Here is a 19616-nt window from a genome sequence, read left to right as displayed (position 1 = left end):
CTACAGTGCCGCGACGCCCGCCTCGGCCACCGCGATATCCTGCTCGACGCTGCCCGCACTGACCCCGATGGCACCGACCACCACGCCGTCCCGCTCCAGCAGCAGTCCGCCGCCGAAGATGACCAACCCTCCGGAAAGTTGTTCGAGGCCATAGAGTTCGGCGCCGGGCTGGACAAGCCCCATCAGTGCGCTCGTGGGTGCGTTCATCAGGATCGACGTCCGCGCCTTGCGTGTCGAGATATCGATGCTGGCCTTGATCGCCCCGTCCATCCGGGCGAACGCCACCAGATGCCCGCCGTCGTCGACCACGGCGATGTTCATCGGCTGGCCGATCTCATCGGCCTTGACGATCGCGGCGTCGACGATGGCCTGTGCCTTGGTCAGGGGGAGCGATGTCATGGAGAACCCTTTCGGCTGGATGCAGCGGCGTGTGCTTCGGCCACTTCTGGGGTGGCCCCAAGTTCAGGCGCGATGTTAATGCCTCGGAGCCGTGCGTCGCGGCGATTCGTCGCGGTGGCCGACGGACCCTAGCCAAAAGCACAGCCCAATGGACAGTAAACCGGTTGGGACGCAGCAATAGTGATCACGGAACCGGCCGTCGGCGTCGCAGACTTCAGCTGTCACATTCGGTGCAGTGCACACGTCAGGAGGATCGCGGCCAGTGTCGAACATCGACATCTTCGTCTGGGAGTTCATCGGGACGGCGATTCTCTGCCTCATCGGAAACGGGGCTGTCGCGGCCGTCGTGCTGAAGAATTCGTTCTCGCACGGTGGTGGCGGTGACTGGGTGGTCATCGTGCTCGGCTGGGGCTTCGCGGTGTTCACCGCGGCCAGCATCGCCAGCCCCTCCGGCGCGCACATCAATCCCGCGGTCACCCTCGCGGTCGCCATGTCGGGCGACATCGCCTGGTCGTCGGTGCCGGTCTACTGGGCCGCGCAGCTGTCCGGTGGGTTCATCGGCGCGGTACTCGGTTGGGCCGCCTTCAAACTCCAGTACGACAACAACGACGACAACAGCGGGACTCGGGGCATCTTCTGTACCTCCCCGGCCATCCGCGGGATCCCGTGGAACCTCGTCACCGAGATCATCGCGACGTTCGTGCTGATCTTCTGGATCGTGACCAACCCGGACATCAACAGCGGCCTCGGGTACGGGGCGGTGACCTTCGTGATCATGGCGATCGGTTTCGGCCTCGGTGGCCCAACCGGCTACGCGATCAACCCGGCCCGCGACCTGGGCCCCCGTCTGGCCTACGCGATCCTGCCGATCAAGGGCAAAGCCGACGCCGGATGGAGTTACGCGTGGGTGCCGATCGTCGGACCGCTTCTCGGCTCCGCTGCCGCCGCCGGCTTGGCGCTCGCACTCATCTAGACGGGCGGATTACAGACAATGGCAGTGCATTTGACACGCATCTACACCAGAACCGGTGATGCCGGCACCACCGCGCTGGGCGACATGTCACGGGTGCCCAAGGCCGATGCGCGTGTCGGCGCCTACGCCGACTGTGACGAGACGAACGCCGTCATCGGGGTTGCCATCGCCTGCGGCGGCGCAAGCGAGCGCACGAGCGCAGTACTGCAACACATCCAGAACGATCTGTTCGATGTCGGGGCGGACCTGTGCACCCCCATCGTGGAGGACCCGGAGTACCCGCCGCTGCGGGTCACCGACGAGCAGGTGAGTCGCCTGGAATCGTGGTGCGACGAGTTCAACGCCGACCTGCCCAAACTCGCCAGCTTCATCCTTCCGGGCGGCAGCACGGCGTCGGCGTACCTGCATCAGGCCCGCACGGTGGCTCGGCGCGCGGAACGTAGCGGGTGGATTCTCGCCGGGTCCGCCCCGGTCAACGAGTGCGCGTTGCGCTATCTGAACCGGCTCTCGGATCTGCTCTTCATTCTGGCCAGGGTCGAGAATCCGGGTGGGGACGTGCTGTGGCGTCCCGGCGGCGATCGTGGTTGACAACGAAAACCGGTAGCAACAGGGGTATCTCATGAGTGCGCGGACGGCGGCGGCATTCGAGGAACCTGGCAGGCACCGTCGTTGTGCCCTATCGGACGCGCACTGACCGGCGTCCCGGTGAGCGTCGACGCCTCCCCTCAGGGCTGAGTGCCTCCACCGGCGCTCCGCAGGTGCGCGATCGGCATCGGTACCACCGCACCGTTGGGTACCGACATGCCGTCGCCCCAGTGCACGGTCTCGGCGTTGCGGGCAGCCAACATATCCAGCAGCGCGCACACGATATCGCCGTGCGTCACCACGGCTGAGTCAGCCCCGAGGCCGGCCAGTGCCCAGAGCGCCTCGGCCACCCGCGGCCTGGGGTCCTCGAGCCCGTGCGATGAGCGGGAGTTGGCCGGGGCGAGCCCGGGGGTGGCGAGCCAGTCGCGCTCGCGCAACCGGGGGTCGACGATGACCGGTACGTCCAGGACGGTGGCTATTGCCGCGGCGGTCTGGCGGGCACGCACCGCATCCGAGGTCACGATCTGACCGATGTCGCGGTATCGCAATGAAAAACCTGCGGCATAGGCTTGCTCGATACCTTTTGCCGTCAACGGGGGGTGCGCGACCTGTCGCTGAATGAGGCCCCGTGCGTTCCAGGTGGACTCGCCGTGGCGGATCACCCAGATCCGGCGGCCGGGTGTGCGTGCCGAACCGAGCAGTCGCATCAGACGCTCGATCGTTGCGCCTGCCGGAGCGTGGAGGTGCCGGGCACGAAGCCCGCGACCGCGCCGATCACCGTCGTGGCCGGTGGTCCGATCCCGGCATCATGCGCCAGGTCGGCGATAGTGCTTACCGTGCCGCGGATTTCGAGTTGGCTGGACAGGCTGCCGTCTGCGATGACGGCGGCCGGGGTGTCCGGATGCAGTCCGGCGTCGGTGAGCGTCCGGGTGATGGCCGCGAGGTTGGCGACGGCCATCATCAACACCAGCGTGGTGTTGGCGCGCGCCAGCGCCGCGTAGTCGACGGTGCATTCCGGATGTCCGGGTGGGACGTGACCGGAGACCACGGTGAATCCCTGGGTGAGACCCCGATGGGTGACCGGGATCAGCGCGGATGCCGGAGCCGCTATCGCGGAGCTGACGCCGGGGATCACCTCAACGGGCACACCGGCCCGCACGCAGCAGTCCAACTCCTCGCCGCCGCGGCCGAACACGAACCCGTCTCCGCCCTTGAGCCGCACCACGATCTGACCGGCCTGGGCGCGAGAGATCAAGGCGCAGTTGATCTCGCTCTGTTCGGTGCGGCGGCCACCGGGAATCTTGGAGACATCGATGATATCGGCGTACGGCGCCAACTGGCGCAGCACGCCGACAGGGGCGAGACGGTCGGTGACGACGACATCAGCACCGACGATCGCGTCGCGGCCGGCGATGGTGAGCAGGCGAGGGTCACCGGGCCCGCCGCCGACCAAGATGACACGCCCGCCGGAGCGGTGACCGTTCCCCGGACTCGGTGGGTCCGGTTCCACCGAACACAGCACCGCGCGCCGCTGGGCTTCTTCGGCGATCCTCCGATTCTGCGTGTGGTCATCTGTGAGAGCGAAAACCAAGGTGGCCGAGTCGAAATCGCTGGACTGGAAACCGCGGTGCGCGACAGTGGCCAACCCTCGGGCCGCCAGGTCGCTCAGGTAGGCGGTGGGTTGCTCGCTGATGACTGTCACGATCGCGCCCGCGTCGAGCATGGCCGCGGCGGTCGCCATCGCGCGCGGTGTCGCGCCGGCAATGGTGACCCGCTGATCGCGCACTGCCAGATCGATGGAGACGGCCGGCGGCCGGTCGACAGGGATTGTGTGAGTGGACATCCGGTGCTCTCTGTGGTCTGCGGTCATGACCTGCTTCCGTAGAATTCGCGGTGGACGACCCTCGACAGCGGCCTGCGGTCCTGCCAACCATGCCGTTCCAGGTCCGGGATCTGCTGGAGGGCCGTCACCGGTCCGAGACACAACCACGCGATCGGTCGGACAGCGCGTCGGGGATACCCAGCAGCCCACGCAGATACTGCTCGCGGAAAAAGGACACCCATCCGACGCCGAGCCCTTCGGCGGTGGCGGCCAACCAGAGGTTCTCGATCGCCAGGCACACCGAGTACAGACCGGCATCCGGGCTGGCGTGCCTGCCGAGCACGGCGGTACCACCGCGGGTGTCGTCGTAGGTGACCACGATGCTCACGGTGGACTCGCGGATGCCCTCGATCTTGATGCGGTCGAACGTTCGGGCCCGCTCGGCGGGCAGGCTGTCGTGGAAGCGTTGCCGCTCAGCCATCACATGGTCGTGGAAAGCGGCCTTGGTCAGCGGATTCTCGATGACCACGAAGTCCCACGGCTGGCTCATCCCGACGCTGGGTGCGGTATGGGCGGCCTGCAGGATCCGGGTCAGCACCGAGTCGTCGACGGTTGCTCCGGTGAACTCCGCGCGGACATCGCGACGCCGGCGGATCACGTCATACAGTTCGGTTTCGGGCGCCGCGGTCACGAGTGCATCTGTCGGCTGTGGCCTCGCAGGGCCACCGATATCAGGGCCGCGCGTTTGTGCACCCCGAGCTTTTTCATGATGTTCTGCAGGTGGAACTTGACGGTGGCTTCCGACACGAACAGTTGGGCGGCGATCGTCCGGTTATCGAGGCCCTCGACGAGCAGGTCTAGGACTTCGCGTTCGCGGGCGGTGAGCACCGCAACGAGATCGTCGCGAAAATCCTTACGGGGACATCGCAGTTCGGTGATCACGGCGTTGACGCTGTGACTGTCGAGCGCGGACTGGCCGTTGATGACCCGGTTGAACGTATTGCGCAGTTCGGTGGCGGTCGAGCGCCTGTCGACCAGGGCGTCGGCCCCGGCTCGCAGCAGGTCCAACGTGTTGGCGCCCTCGTCCTGGCTGTCCATCACGACGATGACCCGCGGCGTGACATCCAGCTCCGCCAGCAAATCCGACAACACCAACGTGCGGTCCATTCCGAGCACCAGCAGTTCCGGGCGCAGCTCCCTGACGCGCTCGGCAAGCCCTTCGCCGTAGCGCAGGTCGCCGACGAACCGGATCCGATCGATGCGTGAGACCACGTGCACGAGTCCGTGGCGGAGAAGTTCGTCGTTGGCGACGATCGTGGTGCGGAGGCTGGATGGGTATCCCAAAAATGGCTGCTGGTAGTCGATTTGGGGCATCCGGGCAATCTCGGGGCGAGGCCTGGTGGTTGGCGTCTGGGCGTATCCGGTTGGTGACAAACTCATGGTTGACTCCGTCCTGCCGTATGGCGGGCGAATGGTAGCTCCGGCACCGTTGCACCAAGGTTGCAATATGACCGACCAGTCATCGGGCAGGGTGGTGTGATCGGCGCTACCGGGAGATCACGCAGTCGCCACAGAGTCCCGCGCCGGGCACTTTGTAGAAGAGGCAGCAACTGTGTCTGGTGAAGTTGCCGCGGTCGAGGCGGCCCGCATCGGTCAATGGCGTGCCGGCCAGCAGCGCCTCGATCAAGGCGCGACCGGCGCGCTCAAGCTCGGGGTGCGTCAGCGCGAGGACGGTCACCGCCCCGTTTGCTGCAGATGCCACGTTGCCGGTACTGACCAGCGGTGACAGCCCCGCAACGCCCCGCAGGGTCAGATTCAGCGGCTCGAACAATGTCGGTAGTGACGCCGAAATTCCGCGTGCCGCGGATTCGATATCGGGTGCATCCCGAACTCCGATATCGTGCACCGAGAACACCGGCGCGTGATTCTGGGCGCTGAAGAACAGGTTATCCGGAGTCAGCACCGGGATCGCCTGACGACACAGCGCCCCCGCGATCATCGGCGACAGCAGTCGGGCGGCCACCCCGAGCTGGAACGACGACGCGGCCACCCGGGCCTCGACGGTGGGGGCGGGAACCCGCACCGATGTGGCGATGGCCGTCCGGGTGGCTTCGACGAACCGGGTCACCACCTCCGGGGTCGCCAGTTGGGAGTACCGCACCGCACCGGCTCCAGCCGGGGGCAGCGCGAAGTAGCCGCCCAGGCGGGACAGCTCCTCCAGGACATCGGCGGCGGTACTCATCACCGTCTGACGGTAGTCACCGGGCCCGGTCGGGACTGCCTGACTTTCCGGCGGGTCAGGCCGAAAACTGGCCAGATGGATAGGTGCGCCGGCCGCTGCGGCTGACCACACCGACGTCGGCGAACCTGCCCGTCCGGCGGCCGGAGCGGCGATCAACGGCCAGCTCCGAGGGGTGGAGGTGGTGCACGGCGGGTGAGTGTGACCGCCCGCGGCGCCGCCGACGTGCTGTTACGCCGCCGCGGAGCGTGCAACGTCGGTGCAACGTGACGACCGCCACAATGTGAAAACGTGACGGCGCCCCGTCACGCGGATGACATCCCCGGGCGGGCTGTGCCCGCCCCGAATCTCTGGAGCAGTGCATGACGGAACCGAATCTCGACCCGGCGGTGGACTACCCGCTGAGCGTGCATCGCAGGGACCTGCTGTTCACTCCGACCGGAAAGTCGATCGACGCCATCACCATGGATGCGGTGATGGCCGGGGACGTGGAGGCCGCAGATCTGCGCATCACCCCGGAGGCGCTGCGGTTGCAGGCGCAGATCGCCGAGAAGTCCGGCCGGACCCAGATCGGCGACAACCTCCGGCGCGCCGCGGAGATGACCGTGATCTCCGATGAACGGGTTCTGGAGATCTACAACGCGTTGCGTCCCAATGCGTCCACGAAAGCGGAATTGGACGCGATTGCCGACGAATTGTCGACGCAGTACCAGGCCGAACACCTCGCGCAATTGGTGCGAGAAGCGGCTGATGTCTATGAACGTCGCGATGTGCTCGCGGCCGGCGAATAGGAGATCGGACCAGTGACAGCTTCGGCAGTTCCGCAGAATCACGCGTTGGACAAGGACGGCGTCCGCCATTCCCACCGCACCATGTTGCTGGAGGACCGCCCGGTCAACCTGGACGGTTTCGTCGAGGAGTGGCCGGAAGTCGGCATGGTCGCGATGGACAGCGCATATGACCCGGCGCCGAGCGTCCGCGTCGAAAACGGTCAGATCGTCGAGATGGACGGCACCGTCCGGGCCGACTTCGACTTCATCGACCAGTTCATCGCGGACAAGGCGATCGACGTGGCAACCACCGAGGCATCGATGGCGATCCCGGCCGCCGAGATCGCCACAATGCTGGTGAATCCCAAGGTGACTCGCGCCGAGGTCATCGCGGTGACCAAGGGGCTGACCCCGGCCAAGCTGCTCGCGGTGGCCAAGACGATGAACATCGTCGAGATCATGATGGCGATGCAGAAGATGCGGGCCCGGCGCACCCCGGCCAACCAGGGGCATTGCACCAGCGCGCGGGACAACCCGGTGCAGGTGGTCTGTGAGGCAGCCGAAGCATCGATCCGTGGATTCGCGGAGGTCGAAACCACACTGGGCGTGGTGCGTTACGCGCCGCTGGTGGCGATGGCCCAGCAGATCGGCAGCCAGGTCGGCACCGGTGGGCCGCTGACCCAGTGCGCGCTGGAGGAGGCCACCGAGCTGGATCTGGGTATGCGCGGGATCACCGGCTACGCCGAGACCATCTCGGTGTACGGCACCGAACCGGTGTTCGTCGACGGTGACGACACCCCGTATTCCAAGGCTTTCCTGGCGTCGGCCTACGCGTCGCGCGGTATCAAGATGCGCTTCACCTCGGGCACCGGATCAGAGGTGCAGATGGGCAATGCGCAGGGTAAGTCGATGCTGTACTTGGAGATTCGTTGCATTCTGATCGCCAAGGGCGCCGGTGTGCAGGGCCTGCAGAACGGCTCGATCTCGTGCATCGGTGTGCCGGGCGCGGTACCGGCGGGTATCCGTGCGGTGGCGGCGGAGAACCTGATCGCCTCGGCGGTGGACCTGGAGTGTGCCTCCGGTAACGACCAGTCCTTCTCGCACTCGGCCATGCGGCGCACCGCGCGGTTGATGCCGCAGATGATGCCCGGCACCGACTTCGTCTGTTCGGGCTACTCGGCGGTGCCCAACTACGACAACATGTTCGCCGGGTCCAACGTGGACAGCGACGATTTCGACGACTTCAACACGATCCAGCGGGATCTGCAGATCGACGGCGGGCTGCGCCATGTCAAGGAGTCCGAGATTCTGGAGGTGCGGACCCGCGCGGCCAAGGCGCTGCAGGCGGTCTTTGCGCACCTCGACCTGCCGCCCATCAGCGATGCCGAGGTCGATGCGGCCGTCTACGCCAACGGGAGCCGGGAGTGCATCCCGCGGGATGTGCTGGAGGATCTCAAGGGTGCCCAGCAGGTGATGGACCGCAACGTGACCGGTCTGGACCTGGTCAAGGCGCTGGAGGCCACCGGGTTCTCCGATGTCGCATCCAACCTGCTGGCCGTTCTGCGGCAACGTGTTTCGGGTGATCTCCTGCAGACATCAGCGATCATGACCCGTGACCTGGAGCCGTTGTCGGCGGTCAACGACGCCAATGACTACAACGGTCCCGACACCGGTTACCGGCCGTCGGGCGCGCGGTGGGAAGAGATGAAACGGCTGCGCCACGTCACCAGCGCATCGAACCCCGAACTGGAGGTGGAATGACCATGTCGCCCACACTGAACGACGCGCAGCGCACGCTGACCTTCGAGGAGATCGGTCCGGCGCAGCGCGGCACGCGCAGCGATGAGGTGGTGCTCGCCATCTCACCGGCCTTCGCCGACTTCTTCAGCCAGACCATCGTGGACATCCCGCACGCGGAGGTGGTGCGCCAGATCTTGGCGGGTATCGAGGAGCAAGAGGTGTCCGCTCGCTGTATCCGTGTCACCCACAGCGCCGATCTGGCCGTGCTCGCCCACACCGCGGCCAAGCTGTCGGGATCGGGCATCGGGATCGGGATCCTGTCCCGCGGCACCTCGATGATTCACCAGCGTGACCTGCCGCGGCTGTCGAGCCTGGAACTGTTTCCGCAGTGTCCGCTGCTGACCTTGGAGACCTATCGCAATATCGGCGCCAACGCCGCTCAGTACGCGAAAGGGGAGTCCCCGGAGCCAGTTCCGACGCTGAATGACCAGATGGCGCGGCCACGGTGGCAGGCCAAGGCGGCGCTGTTGCACCTCAAGGAAACCGAACAGATCCGCAAGGGTGCCAAGCCCGTCGAGGTGGCTGCCACCTTCGCCGCCGCCGTCTGACGGACGACGAAAACTGATGTGAGACAGGCTAGAGCGGGACTAGGAAAGAGGTTCGATCGGTGAGTGTGACGGTGGTCGGGGTCGATATCGGCAACTCCACGACCGAGGCCAGCGTCGCCCTCATCGACGAGGACGGGTCGGTGCGCTATGTCGGCGTCGCCCTGACCCGGACGACCGGGATCAAGGGCACCGTCAAGAACGTCGACGGTGTGGTCAAGGCGGTGACGCGCGCCGCTCAGGACGCCGGCATCCGGTTGGCCGATCTGGATGTGATTCTGCTCAATGAGGCGACACCGGTGATCAGCGGATTGGCGATGGAGACCATCACCGAGACGATCATCACCGAGTCGACGATGATCGGGCATGATCCCCGTACGCCGGGAGGCCGGGGTCTCGGCGTCGGCACCATCGTCGACTTCGGAGCCCTTCCGGACGCGGCGCCGGGGGATCAGGTGATCGTGGTGGTCCCGCGCGGCGTCGACTTCGATCTCACCGCGAGCACCCTCAACGCCGCGGTGGAACGTGGAGTCGACGTCACCGCGGCGATTCTGGGAAACGACGATGCGGTGCTGGTGGCGAACCGGCTGAACCGTCCGATCCCGATCATCGACGAGGTGTCGCGGGTGGACGCGGTGCCGGTGGGCATGTTGGCGGCGGTGGAGGTGGCCGGACCGGGTCAGTCGATTCGGACCTTGTCGAATGCCTATGGCCTGGCCACCATTTTCGAGCTCGACCCCGATCAGACCCGGGTGGTCTCCCCGGTGGCGCGGGCGCTGACCGGTAATCGTTCGGCCGTCGTGATCCGCACGCCCTCCGGTGATGTCGAGGATCGGACGATTCCGGCCGGGTCCCTGGAGTTCATCGGAGCCGCCAAACGCGGGAGCATCGACGTCTCGCGTGGCGCAGCGGAGATCATGGCCGAGGTGGAGAGGGTCAGCCCGCTGCGCGATGTGCTGGGGGAGTCCGGGACCAACACCGGCGGCATGATTTCCAACGTCCGCCAGAGCATGGCAGATCTGTCCAAGCATGCCCTGGCCGATGTGCACATCGGTGACCTGCTGGCCATCGACACACTGGTGCCGCAGGAGGTTCGCGGTGGGGTGGCCGGCGAGGTCGCCCTGGAGAACGCCGTCGCGCTGGCGGCCATGGTGCGGACCAAGGAGAGCGGCATGCAGGCCGTGGCCGATGCAGTGGCGGCTGCGCTCGCCGACGCCGGTTGCCGGCGGATCTCCGCGGTGGTGGGAGGGGTGGAGGCCGAGATGGCGGTGCTCGGTGCGCTCACCACGCCGGGCACCGACAAGCCACTCGTCGTGCTCGATATGGGGGGCGGCTCCACCGATGCCGCGGTGATCGACAGCGAGGGTGCCACCCAGGCGGTGCATCTGGCCGGTGCCGGAGACCTGGTGACCAAACTGATCGATGCCGAGTTGGGTCTGGACAACCTCGAACTGGCCGAGGAAATCAAACAGTTCCCGCTCGGCAAGGCGGAGAGCTTCTTTCATGTGAGGCTGGAGAACGGTACCGTCCAGTTCTTCGAGAAGCCGTTGTCGCCCAATGCGTTTGCGCGCGTGGTGACGCTGACGCCGACAGGGATGAATCCGATCCCGACCCGGCATTCGCTGGACCGGATCCGCGCGGTGCGTCGCACGGCCAAGGAGCGCGTGTTCGTCGTCAACGCCCTGCGGGCGCTGCGCGGTATCGCCCCGCACGGTGATCTTCGCCGGATCGGCTTCGTCGTGCTGCTGGGGGGATGCGCACTGGATTTCGAGATTCCAGACCTCATCGCAGATGCTGTCGCCCCCTATGGAATCGTTTGTGGCACAGGAAATGTGCGAGGTACCGAAGGCCCGCGAAACGCGGTCGCCTCGGGCCTGGTCGCCGCGTATGCCGCGACCCAAGGGGCTCCGGACAGGATCTCGGTCGATGCTTGAGGGTGGTCAGCCTGAGAAGCCCGCCATCTTGGTGATCAGTGCCGCTGCATCGGCCACCGAGATCGAGGTGCTGGCCGGAATCGAGGAGGAGGGGGTGCCCTACGTTCTGGAGCGGACAACCGGCGATGGGTCCGCCGTCGAACTGGCGCGCCGCGCCGCGGAGAGGTCCTCGTTGGAGGTCGGTGTCGGGGCCGATCGCACGGGCCGGGTGGCCATCATGCATGCCAAACTGCCGGAATCAGTTGCCGGATTGTTCAGCGAGACCTCCGCGACGGCTGCGGTGGCTCGGGTTGCGGGTCACAATGCGGCACGCATCGTCGTAGGAATCCCGCTCCGGTCGGCTCCCCGGTGACCGTCGCCCCGGTCGGCAACCCGCAACTGCGGACGCAGATCCTGGACTCCCTGCGCACCATCGACGATTCGGTCAAGGCACAGAGCGCCCTGCTGAACAGCTGTTGCGACGCCGAATGGCTCGATGACGATTCCCGGACCTCGGTGCGGTGGTTGCTGTCGGCGCTGCGCGAGCATCGTCGAAACCTGCGCAAGATGTCGCGCGTGTGGCGTGCGCTGGGCGTCGACGACCACATCGACGGCCAGCTGGTTGCGGCCACCGCAGATCTGCTCGACGAGCATCGTTCCTTCCGGCCCCATATCGAGTACTGGCGTTCCGCCGCGGTAGCGGGTATCCGCTCGGACCGGTCGCGGTTCTGGCGCGACATGCTCGATCTCGCCGAGTCGAATCTGCGCAGCGCGAGCTGATCCCGCGTATCTGATCGTCGGGATCCGGTTCCGGTGAATCGCTTCTGGACGGCCGGCCAGGTGCGCCGAATCGTGGGGCCGGTGGTCGCGACCACAAGCCGGGTGGAAATGGCCATTTTGGGGTGGACACAGCAGCGATTACGGACGATACTGCTGTATCAAAGGTTGGGAATCAGACCTTTAGGTTGTCTCGCGGTGAGCAGCCGGACGCGTGAACGTTAGGACGCCGGTTTCGCGACCGGGTCCAGATCGGCGCACAAGCGCACGGAATGTCAAGAGCCCCAGAAGAATCTGATTGCACTGTGAACGAAGGAGTTCCAAGTGGCCGGTGTTGAAGAACACCTCGAGAGTGCGGACTATCTGCAAAAGCGTCAGCTCAAGTCGGGCACCGCGGGCTGGGTACTGTTGGCCGGTCTCGGCATCAGCTATGTCATATCCGGCGATTACTCGGGCTGGAACTTCGGCCTCGCGGAAGGTGGTTTCGGCGGGCTGGCCATCGCGGCCGTCATCATTGCCGGCATGTACCTGGCGCTGGTGCTGGGCATGGCCGAGCTGTCCTCGGCGCTGCCGGCCGCCGGTGGCGGCTACACCTTCGCTCGGCGGGCGCTCGGTCCTTGGGGTGGTTTCGCCACCGGCACAGCCATTCTCATCGAGTACGCCATCGCGCCGGCGGCCATCGCCACCTTCATCGGGGCCTACGTCGAGTCGCTGGGGCTGTTCGGCATCACCGACGGCTGGTGGGTGTACCTGGCCGCATATCTGATCTTCATCGGTATCCACCTTGCGGGTGTGGGTGAAGCGCTCAAGGTGATGTTCGTGATCACCGCGATCGCGCTGGTCGGCCTGCTGGTGTTCGCCATTGCCGCCATCGGGCACTTCGACGTCGCCAACCTCACCGACATGGCCGTCGACGAGACCGCCGCCGGCGCCTCCAGTTGGCTCCCCAACGGCTACATGGGCATCTGGGCGGCTTTCCCGTTCGCGATCTGGTTCTTCCTCGCGATCGAAGGCGTGCCGCTGGCGGCCGAGGAGACCGCCAACCCCGAGAGGAACGTGCCACGCGGCATCATCGCCGGTATGGCCGTGCTGCTGGTCACCTGCGCGACGGTGCTGATCCTCACCACGGGCGCCGGCGGAGCCGACGCGATGTCGAGCTCGGGTAACCCGCTCGTGGAGGCGCTGGGCGATGGGACGGCCGCCAAGGTCGTCAACTACATCGGCCTGGCCGGCCTGATCGCCAGTTTCTTCTCCATCATCTACGCCTATTCGCGGCAGTTGTTCGCGCTGTCCCGGGCCGGGTACCTGCCCAAGACGCTGTCGGTGACCAACGCGCGCAAGGCACCCTTCCTCGCCTTGCTGGTGCCCGGGATCATCGGGTTCGCGCTTTCCCTGACCGGCCAGGGCGCGATGCTGCTGAACATGGCGGTCTTCGGGGCGGCACTGAGCTATGTGCTGATGATGATCAGCCATATCGTGCTGCGCCGCCGCGAACCAGAGATGCCGCGCCCCTACCGCACCCCGGGCGGAGTCGTGACCACCGGCTTCGCCCTCGTCATCGGGGTGTTCGCCGTCATCGCGACCTTCCTGGTCGACCCCGTCGCCGCAGGGTGGTGCCTGGGTGTGTTCGCCGCGTTCATGCTCTATTTCGCGGTGTACAGCCGCCACAAGCTGGTGTCGAATTCCCCCGATGAGGAGTTCGCGATGCTCGCGAGAGCGGAGAGCGAGCTCAAGTGATCTACCGGCAGCAGGTCTCGGGCGTCAGTTACGCCTTCGACGGACTCGTGGAGGTGATGGCCAAGGCCACACCGCTGCGCTCGGGCGACCAACTCGCCGGGTGCGCCGCCGAACACGACGCAGAACGCGCGGCCGCCGCGTGGGTGCTCGCAGACCTGCCGCTGGACACCTTCCTCAATCAGGACATTGTCGACTACGACACCGACGAGGTCACCCGGCTGATCATGGACACCCATGACCGTCAAGCCTTTTCGCACGTTTCGGGACTGACGGTGGGCGGTCTGCGGGACTGGCTGCTGGAGACCTCCTCGCATGACGACAGCGCCACCCGGATCGCGGCCATCGCCCCGGGCCTGACCCCGGAGATGGTGGCCGCAGTCAGCAAGATCATGCGCAATCAGGACCTCATCGCGGTCGCGGCGGCCACCCGGGTCACCGCGTCGTTCCGCACCACCGTCGGGCTGCCCGGCACGCTGGCGACCCGGCTGCAGCCCAATCATCCGACCGATGACCCGCGCGGCATCGCCGCGGCCGTGCTCGACGGGCTGCTGCTGGGCTGCGGGGACGCGGTGATCGGGATCAATCCGGCCACCGATTCCCCGCAGGCCACCGCCGACCTGCTGGTCCTGCTGGACTCGATCCGAACCCGCTACGACATCCCGGTGCAGTCCTGCGTGCTGTCACACATCACCACGACGATCGGGCTGATCGAGAGCGGAGCGCCCGTCGACCTGGTGTTCCAGTCCATCGCCGGGACCGAGGGCGCCAACTCCGCGTTCGGCGTGAACATCGCGCTGCTGCGGGAGGGCCGCGACGCCGCCACGAGCATGGGACGCGGCACCGTCGGTGACAACGTGATGTACCTGGAGACCGGGCAGGGATCGGCGCTCAGTTCCCACACCCACCTGGGTGTGGGCGGCAAACCGGTCGACCAGCAGACCCTGGAGACGCGGGCCTACGCCGTCGCGCGCGATCTGAATCCCTTGCTGGTCAACACCGTCGTCGGCTTCATCGGTCCGGAGTACCTGTACGACGGCAAGCAGATCATCCGCGCCGGGCTCGAGGACCACTTCTGCGGCAAGCTGCTCGGGCTGCCGATGGGCGTCGACGTCTGCTACACCAACCACGCCGAGGCCGACCAGAACGATATGGACACCCTGCTGACGCTGCTGGCGGCGGCCGGGGCGGCGTTCGTGATCACCGTCCCGGGAGCCGATGACGTGATGCTCGGCTATCAGAGCCTGTCCTTCCACGATGTGCTGACCACCCGCCGGACCCTGGGGCTGCGGCCGGCGCCGGAGTTCGAGGGCTGGCTGCGCAAGGTCGGGATGGTCGACGAGACTGGCCGCCTGACACCGTTCGATCTGACGCACTCACCGTTGCGTGCGCTCACCTCCGCCACCTGAGGAGCGCCGTGACATCTGATCCCGCGGTCCAGGAGTTCTGGGCCGAACTGCGCAAGACCACCCAGGCCAGGATCGGGCTGGGCCGGGCGGGTACCGCCCTGCCCACCCGTGAGGTCCTGGAACTGGCGGCCGCGCACGCCGCGGCCCGCGATGCCGTCCACATCCCGCTGGACGCCGATGCGCTGGCCGCCATGGTGCGCGAGGTGGGCATCGGCGATCCGGTGGTGGTGACCAGCCGGGCCACCACCCGCGATGAATACCTGCGCCGCCCCGACCTGGGCCGGATGCCTGCCGAGGACATGGACGTGCCGCCCAGTCCGGCCGATATCGGCTTCGTGCTGGCCGACGGACTGTCGCCGACCGCACTGAGCCATCACGGGGCCGCGCTGTTGAAGGCCCTGGTGGATCGGTTGGGTGATCGGTACACCCTGGCGCCGCCGGTGATCGCCACCCAGGCCCGGGTGGCGCTCGGCGATCACATCGCGGCCGCGCAGGGGGTGCGCACGCTGGTGCTGATCATCGGGGAACGACCCGGCCTGAGCGTCGCCGACAGCCTCGGCATCTACCTGACGCATCTGCCGCGGCCCGGCCGCACCGACGCGGATCGCAACTGCATCTCCAATATCCACCCGCCCGACGGGCTGGGATACACCGAGGCGGCGCGGGTGGCCACCGGCCTGATCGGCGGTGCGGTGGCGCTCGGGCGTTCCGGCGTCGACCTCAAGGACACCTCCCGGTCCCTGGAATCCCTCGACCGTGAAGTCGATCGCGAGATCTCCTAGATTTCGCGCCATCGTCTTCACGTTGGGCTCCGGTTTGGGCGTTTTGACCTGGGGTGACGGCGGCCGGTAAGCTGCTGCGTTGGCGTGTGCTGCCCCACCGGGCATACGGGTCCCGGGTCAACGTCGGTCGCCGGGCAACCCTGAGCGCGTCCGCCTGACCGGCACCGTAACCCGAGAATAGAAGGTAAGCACTGTGCCTACTTACACGCCGAAGGCGGGTGACACCACGCGTTCGTGGTACGTCATCGACGCCCAAGACGTGGTGCTCGGCCGGCTCGCCGTCGAAGCAGCAAAGCTGCTGCGCGGCAAGCACAAGCCGACATTCACGCCCAACGTTGACGGCGGCGACTTCGTCATCGTCATCAACGCCGAGAAGATCGCCGTCAGCGGCGACAAGCTCACCAACAAGTTCGCTTACAGCCACTCGGGTTACCCGGGCGGTCTGCGCAAGCGCACCATCGGCGAGCTGCTGGAGAAGCACCCCACCCGTGTCGTGGAGAACGCGATCATCGGGATGCTGCCGCACAACAAGCTGAGTCGCCAGGTTCAGAAGAAGCTGAAGGTGTACGCCGGCCCGGAGCATCCGCATGCCGCGCAGCAGCCGATTCCGTTCGAGATCAAGCAGGTGGCCCAGTGACCGAAGTGAACGAGACCGAGGTTGTCGAGGTGGACGTGACCGAAGACGCCGTGCAGGCGCCTGAGGCGACCGAAACCGCCGACGAGACCGTCGTGGAAGCCGCAGTCGAGGAAGCCGCTCCGCGCGAGCCGATCTACATCGACCGCCCCATCCAGACCGTCGGCCGCCGCAAGGAAGCCGTCGTCCGGGTGCGCCTGGTGCCCGGCACCGGCAAGTTCCATCTCGACGGCCGCACCCTGGAGGCCTACTTCCCGAACAAGGTGCATCAGCAGCTGATCAAGGCTCCGCTGGTGACCGTGGATCGCGTGGACAGCTTCGACATCTACGCCCACCTCGACGGTGGTGGCCCGTCCGGGCAGGCCGGCGCACTGCGTCTGGCCATCGCGCGTGCACTGATCATCGTGCAGCCCGAGGACCGTCCGGCCCTGAAGAAGGCCGGCTTCCTCACGCGTGACCCGCGTGCCATCGAGCGCAAGAAGTACGGCCTCAAGAAGGCCCGTAAGGCTCCGCAGTACAGCAAGCGCTGATCTGTTCAGTCTTGGCACCGCCGGGTGTGGATTCCGATCCACACCCGGCGGTTTCTTTTTATCGTGACCTTGTTTGCTGATCTCTCGGCACTCGGGCGTGGGTAACGAGGTCGCGGTGTCGCCACGTCCGGCACCAGCACTGTTCATCACGGCGTTTCGGTGCGCAAACCCGTCGCTGACAGCGAATTTCTGAGACCCGGCGATATGTTGGCCCTGACAGCGATGTTTGCGGGTCGGGTTTGACACCGCGCGCGACGGTGAACCACCGTGGGTGTGGAAGCGGGGGCGCCGCAGCATGCGCCCAGGCAGACAATCTGCCGTCGGTACGAGTCAGTCAGCTCGTGGGGGACCGGCACCGCTTCTCTGACTGAAAGGATGAAAATGAAGAAAATGACCATGACGCGAGTGACCGCCGGTGCCGCCCTTGGTGGCGCCCTCCTCCTGTTCGGAGGGGCCGCAGCGGCCAACGCCGAGCCCGGCGACGGCCGCGTGGACCTGGCCATCGGCACGGCCGGCGTGCTCACCGGCGTGCCGATCGAGACGGCCACCCAGATCGCCGCAGGCGTCTGCGACACCGACGCCATGACGATCTCTTCAGTCGCCGAGAGCGTGGACGCCAGCGGCTCGCAGCAGAGCGTGTGCAACAACGACATCGGCGCCGTCGACTTCCGGCAGAACACCGCGACCGTCGAGGACGGCACCTCCGGTGTGATCGATGCGCCGGGTACCGCCGAGGGCGCGTCCTTCTCCGAGGAGCCCGTGACGGAGACCGAGGTGCCCGCACCGGATGACGTCACCGGCGACGAGGAGCCCACCACCACGACCACGACCCCTGTTCCCGCGCCCGCCGGGTAACCAGATCAGGTCGAACAGCAGCACCCCACCGCCCGCACCCACCAGGGTGCGGGCGGTGGCCCGTTCGGGGCACGATCGGGTGTCGGTTGGGCGCCGAGACGGCCACCGGGGTTGTCAGTTGGCTCTTTGGGCGTCTCGTGTGAGAAATTTGTGGGCATGGCTCGACTGTTCGGCACCGATGGCGTGCGCGGAGTCGCCAACCTCGACCTGACCGCCGAGTTGGCGCTCGCGCTGGGCGCAGCCGCTGCGCGGCGGCTGGGCTCGTCGGGCGGAGCCCGGCGCAGGTTCGCCGTGGTGGGCCGCGATCCACGCGCCAGCGGCGAGATGCTGGAGGCCGCGGTCATCGCCGGACTGACCAGTGAGGGCATCGATGCGCTGCGCGTCGGAGTGCTTCCCACTCCCGCAGTGGCGTACTTGACCAGCGCCTATGACGCAGATTTCGGGATCATGATCTCCGCGTCACACAATCCGATGCCCGATAACGGCATCAAGATCTTCGGCCCGGGCGGGCACAAGCTCGACGACGCCACCGAGGACCGCATCGACGAGTTGTTGACCTCGGGTCCGGGTGTCCGTCCCCTCGGCGGCGGCATCGGGCGGGTCGTCGATGCCGAGGACGCCCTGGACCGTTATCTGCGCCATGTCGCCAAGGCGGTCACCGCCCGGCTGGACGGCATCAAGGTGGTGGTCGACTGCGCCAACGGCGCGGCCTACACCGCCGCGCCGCTGGCCTACCGCGCGGCGGGCGCCGAGGTCATCACCCTGAACGCCGAGCCCAACGGCCTCAACATCAACGACGGCTGCGGATCCACCCATATGGAGCAGTTGCAGCAGGCCGTGCTCGCTCATGGCGCCGACCTGGGTCTGGCCCACGACGGTGACGCCGACCGGTGCCTGGCCGTGGATGCGCGCGGTGAGCTCATCGACGGGGACGCCATCATGGTGATGATGGCGCTGGCCATGCAGGAAGCCGGTGAATTGGCGTCGGACACCCTGGTCGCCACCGTGATGAGCAATCTGGGCCTGCACCTGGCGATGCGGGCGGCCGGTATCGAGGTCCGCACCACCGCGGTCGGCGACCGGTATGTGCTCGAGGAACTGCGGGCCGGCGAGTTCTCGCTGGGTGGCGAGCAGTCCGGTCATATCGTGCTGCCGAGCTTCGGCACCACCGGCGACGGGATCGTGACCGGACTGCGGCTGATGTCGCGGATGGCGCACACCGGTTCGACGCTGGCCCAGCTGTGTGAGCCGATGAAGACGTTGCCGCAGGTCCTGATCAATGTCGCGGTGGCGGACAAGACGACCGTCGCCCAAGCGCCCACGGTGCGGACCGCGGTCGCCGCGGCCGAGGCCGAGCTCGGCGATACCGGCCGGATCCTGCTGCGCCCCTCGGGAACCGAGCAGGTGGTTCGGGTCATGGTGGAAGCCGCCGACGCGGACACCGCCCGTCAGCTCGCGGTGCGGGTCGCCGAATCGGTCAGCCGGCAGAACTAGTTTCGCCGGGAGGGAACCGAACGGGGCGCCGCTGCGTCCAATCTGGGTATGGGACTCACCGATTCAGCCCGGATGGATGTCGCTGCGGTACTCGATATCGCGCACCGCTTCGACAACGCCGCCGATCAGGTCGACGGCGCGTGGCAACGCTGTCAGGCAGCGCTGGCCTTCACCGGTGCGCGGGCCGGCCGGGAGTACACCGACGAGGGAGCCCAGGTGCGCCGGTCTGTCGAGCACACGATCGGCGCACTGCGTGGCTGGTCGCGTCGTTCTCGTGAAATCGCTTCGCAACTCCGGGTTTCCGCCGAGGATTATGCGCAGATCGATGACCGCGCGGCCCGCCGGATCGGATGAA

21 protein-coding genes and 1 pseudogene are annotated in these 19616 nt (G+C 66.9%); 16 read left to right on the top strand and 6 right to left on the bottom strand.

The features are described 5' to 3' along the window. Nucleotides 1–399: a GlcG/HbpS family heme-binding protein gene (locus tag EXE63_RS08810; RefSeq protein ID WP_168141635.1), complete on the bottom strand. Its 399-nt coding sequence runs from the start codon at nt 397–399 to the stop codon at nt 1–3. A 262-nt stretch (nt 400–661) separates the two neighbouring features. On the opposite strand from EXE63_RS08810, the gene EXE63_RS08805 reads away from it, so the two are divergent. Next, nucleotides 662–1372 (top strand): MIP/aquaporin family protein, encoded by a 711-nt coding sequence (locus EXE63_RS08805; protein ID WP_168141634.1) that lies wholly within the window; start codon nt 662–664, stop codon nt 1370–1372. A gap of 18 nt (nt 1373–1390) precedes the next feature. Next, nucleotides 1391–1960: a cob(I)yrinic acid a,c-diamide adenosyltransferase gene (locus tag EXE63_RS08800; protein ID WP_168141633.1), complete on the top strand. Its 570-nt coding sequence runs from the start codon at nt 1391–1393 to the stop codon at nt 1958–1960. Nucleotides 1961–2097: 137 nt separating this feature from the next. Here EXE63_RS08800 and EXE63_RS08795 read toward each other — a convergent pair whose 3' ends face one another. The 5 genes and pseudogenes from EXE63_RS08795 to EXE63_RS08775 form a co-directional block, all read right to left on the bottom strand. Continuing rightward, nucleotides 2098–2664: a histidine phosphatase family protein gene (locus tag EXE63_RS08795; RefSeq protein WP_168141632.1), complete on the bottom strand. Its 567-nt coding sequence runs from the start codon at nt 2662–2664 to the stop codon at nt 2098–2100. Beyond that, on the bottom strand, nt 2664–3800 hold the full coding sequence (gene cobA, locus EXE63_RS08790) for a uroporphyrinogen-III C-methyltransferase (protein ID WP_168141631.1): 1137 nt from the start codon (nt 3798–3800) through the stop codon (nt 2664–2666). Before cobA ends, EXE63_RS08795 begins: the two co-directional genes overlap by 1 nt. Nucleotides 3801–3823: 23 nt before the next feature. Continuing rightward, nucleotides 3824–4446: pseudogene (gene bluB, locus EXE63_RS08785) on the bottom strand (5,6-dimethylbenzimidazole synthase). Between the two features lie 20 nt (nt 4447–4466). Beyond that, nucleotides 4467–5153 carry a response regulator transcription factor gene (locus EXE63_RS33255; RefSeq protein WP_272955803.1) on the bottom strand — a complete coding sequence of 229 codons (687 nt, stop codon included), beginning with the start codon at nt 5151–5153 and terminating at the stop codon, nt 4467–4469. 172 nt (nt 5154–5325) lie between these two features. Beyond that, nucleotides 5326–6021: a (2Fe-2S)-binding protein gene (locus EXE63_RS08775; RefSeq protein WP_168141630.1), complete on the bottom strand. Its 696-nt coding sequence runs from the start codon at nt 6019–6021 to the stop codon at nt 5326–5328. A 359-nt stretch (nt 6022–6380) separates the two neighbouring features. Here EXE63_RS08775 and EXE63_RS08770 point away from each other — a divergent pair, with 359 nt between their 5' ends. From EXE63_RS08770 to EXE63_RS08705, 14 genes are all read left to right on the top strand, one after another. After that, entirely contained in the window at nt 6381–6809 is a 429-nt protein-coding gene (locus tag EXE63_RS08770) for a diol dehydratase small subunit (protein ID WP_168141629.1), read from the top strand. Nucleotides 6810–6821: 12 nt separating this feature from the next. Then, nucleotides 6822–8549 (top strand): propanediol/glycerol family dehydratase large subunit, encoded by a 1728-nt coding sequence (locus EXE63_RS08765; protein WP_272955802.1) that lies wholly within the window; start codon nt 6822–6824, stop codon nt 8547–8549. Nucleotides 8550–8551: 2 nt separating this feature from the next. Next, on the top strand, nt 8552–9136 hold the full coding sequence (locus EXE63_RS08760) for a propanediol/glycerol family dehydratase medium subunit (protein WP_272955801.1): 585 nt from the start codon (nt 8552–8554) through the stop codon (nt 9134–9136). Nucleotides 9137–9195: 59 nt separating this feature from the next. Then, nucleotides 9196–11067 carry a diol dehydratase reactivase subunit alpha gene (locus tag EXE63_RS08755; protein ID WP_168141627.1) on the top strand — a complete coding sequence of 624 codons (1872 nt, stop codon included), beginning with the start codon at nt 9196–9198 and terminating at the stop codon, nt 11065–11067. Next, nucleotides 11060–11419 (top strand): glycerol dehydratase reactivase beta/small subunit family protein, encoded by a 360-nt coding sequence (locus tag EXE63_RS08750; protein WP_168141626.1) that lies wholly within the window; start codon nt 11060–11062, stop codon nt 11417–11419. The genes EXE63_RS08755 and EXE63_RS08750 overlap by 8 nt, the downstream gene beginning before the upstream one ends. After that, entirely contained in the window at nt 11416–11826 is a 411-nt protein-coding gene (locus EXE63_RS08745; RefSeq protein ID WP_168141625.1) for a hypothetical protein, read from the top strand. Before EXE63_RS08750 ends, EXE63_RS08745 begins: the two co-directional genes overlap by 4 nt. Before the next feature lie 321 nt (nt 11827–12147). Then, nucleotides 12148–13560: an ethanolamine permease gene (gene eat / locus EXE63_RS08740; RefSeq protein WP_168141624.1), complete on the top strand. Its 1413-nt coding sequence runs from the start codon at nt 12148–12150 to the stop codon at nt 13558–13560. Continuing rightward, nucleotides 13557–14966, top strand: a complete 1410-nt coding sequence (locus EXE63_RS08735; RefSeq protein ID WP_168141623.1) for an ethanolamine ammonia-lyase subunit EutB — start codon at nt 13557–13559, stop codon at nt 14964–14966. The genes eat and EXE63_RS08735 overlap by 4 nt, the downstream gene beginning before the upstream one ends. A gap of 8 nt (nt 14967–14974) precedes the next feature. Next, a complete protein-coding gene (gene eutC, locus EXE63_RS08730; protein WP_168141622.1) occupies nt 14975–15748 on the top strand; it encodes an ethanolamine ammonia-lyase subunit EutC in 774 nt (257 codons plus the stop codon). A 193-nt stretch (nt 15749–15941) separates the two neighbouring features. Continuing rightward, entirely contained in the window at nt 15942–16385 is a 444-nt protein-coding gene (rplM, locus tag EXE63_RS08725) for a 50S ribosomal protein L13 (RefSeq protein ID WP_057167120.1), read from the top strand. A 92-nt stretch (nt 16386–16477) separates the two neighbouring features. Next, nucleotides 16478–16912, top strand: coding sequence for a 30S ribosomal protein S9 (gene rpsI, locus EXE63_RS08720; protein ID WP_082614123.1), 435 nt, complete (start codon nt 16478–16480; stop codon nt 16910–16912). A gap of 396 nt (nt 16913–17308) precedes the next feature. Further along, entirely contained in the window at nt 17309–17767 is a 459-nt protein-coding gene (locus EXE63_RS08715) for a hypothetical protein (RefSeq protein ID WP_210000390.1), read from the top strand. Nucleotides 17768–17923: 156 nt separating this feature from the next. Beyond that, complete coding sequence (gene glmM / locus EXE63_RS08710; protein ID WP_168141620.1) at nt 17924–19261, top strand: phosphoglucosamine mutase; 1338 nt, start codon at nt 17924–17926, stop codon at nt 19259–19261. Nucleotides 19262–19309: 48 nt separating this feature from the next. Next, nucleotides 19310–19615: a type VII secretion target gene (locus EXE63_RS08705; protein ID WP_168141619.1), complete on the top strand. Its 306-nt coding sequence runs from the start codon at nt 19310–19312 to the stop codon at nt 19613–19615. Nucleotide 19616 lies beyond the last annotated feature (1 nt).

Source organism: Mycolicibacterium frederiksbergense (genome assembly GCF_012223425.1).
Classification (GTDB): domain Bacteria; phylum Actinomycetota; class Actinomycetes; order Mycobacteriales; family Mycobacteriaceae; genus Mycobacterium; species Mycobacterium frederiksbergense.
Note: the sequence above shows the minus strand (reverse complement) of the source record. Positions and strands in the feature narration are given on the sequence as shown.

Excerpts from the sequence above, each read along its gene's own strand:
- EXE63_RS08810 (WP_168141635.1), bottom strand. The coding sequence starts at position 399 with ATGACATCGCTCCCCCTGACCAAGGCACAGGCCATCGTCGACGCCGCG.
- EXE63_RS08800 (WP_168141633.1), top strand. The coding sequence starts at position 1,391 with ATGGCAGTGCATTTGACACGCATCTACACCAGAACCGGTGATGCCGGC.
- EXE63_RS08795 (WP_168141632.1), bottom strand. The coding sequence starts at position 2,664 with ATGCGACTGCTCGGTTCGGCACGCACACCCGGCCGCCGGATCTGGGTG.
- cobA (WP_168141631.1), bottom strand. The coding sequence starts at position 3,800 with ATGTCCACTCACACAATCCCTGTCGACCGGCCGCCGGCCGTCTCCATC.
- EXE63_RS33255 (WP_272955803.1), bottom strand. The coding sequence starts at position 5,153 with ATGCCCCAAATCGACTACCAGCAGCCATTTTTGGGATACCCATCCAGC.
- EXE63_RS08775 (WP_168141630.1), bottom strand. The coding sequence starts at position 6,021 with ATGAGTACCGCCGCCGATGTCCTGGAGGAGCTGTCCCGCCTGGGCGGC.
- EXE63_RS08770 (WP_168141629.1), top strand. The coding sequence starts at position 6,381 with ATGACGGAACCGAATCTCGACCCGGCGGTGGACTACCCGCTGAGCGTG.
- EXE63_RS08760 (WP_272955801.1), top strand. The coding sequence starts at position 8,552 with ATGTCGCCCACACTGAACGACGCGCAGCGCACGCTGACCTTCGAGGAG.
- EXE63_RS08750 (WP_168141626.1), top strand. The coding sequence starts at position 11,060 with ATGCTTGAGGGTGGTCAGCCTGAGAAGCCCGCCATCTTGGTGATCAGT.
- EXE63_RS08715 (WP_210000390.1), top strand. The coding sequence starts at position 17,309 with ATGACGCGAGTGACCGCCGGTGCCGCCCTTGGTGGCGCCCTCCTCCTG.
- glmM (WP_168141620.1), top strand. The coding sequence starts at position 17,924 with ATGGCTCGACTGTTCGGCACCGATGGCGTGCGCGGAGTCGCCAACCTC.
- EXE63_RS08705 (WP_168141619.1), top strand. The coding sequence starts at position 19,310 with ATGGGACTCACCGATTCAGCCCGGATGGATGTCGCTGCGGTACTCGAT.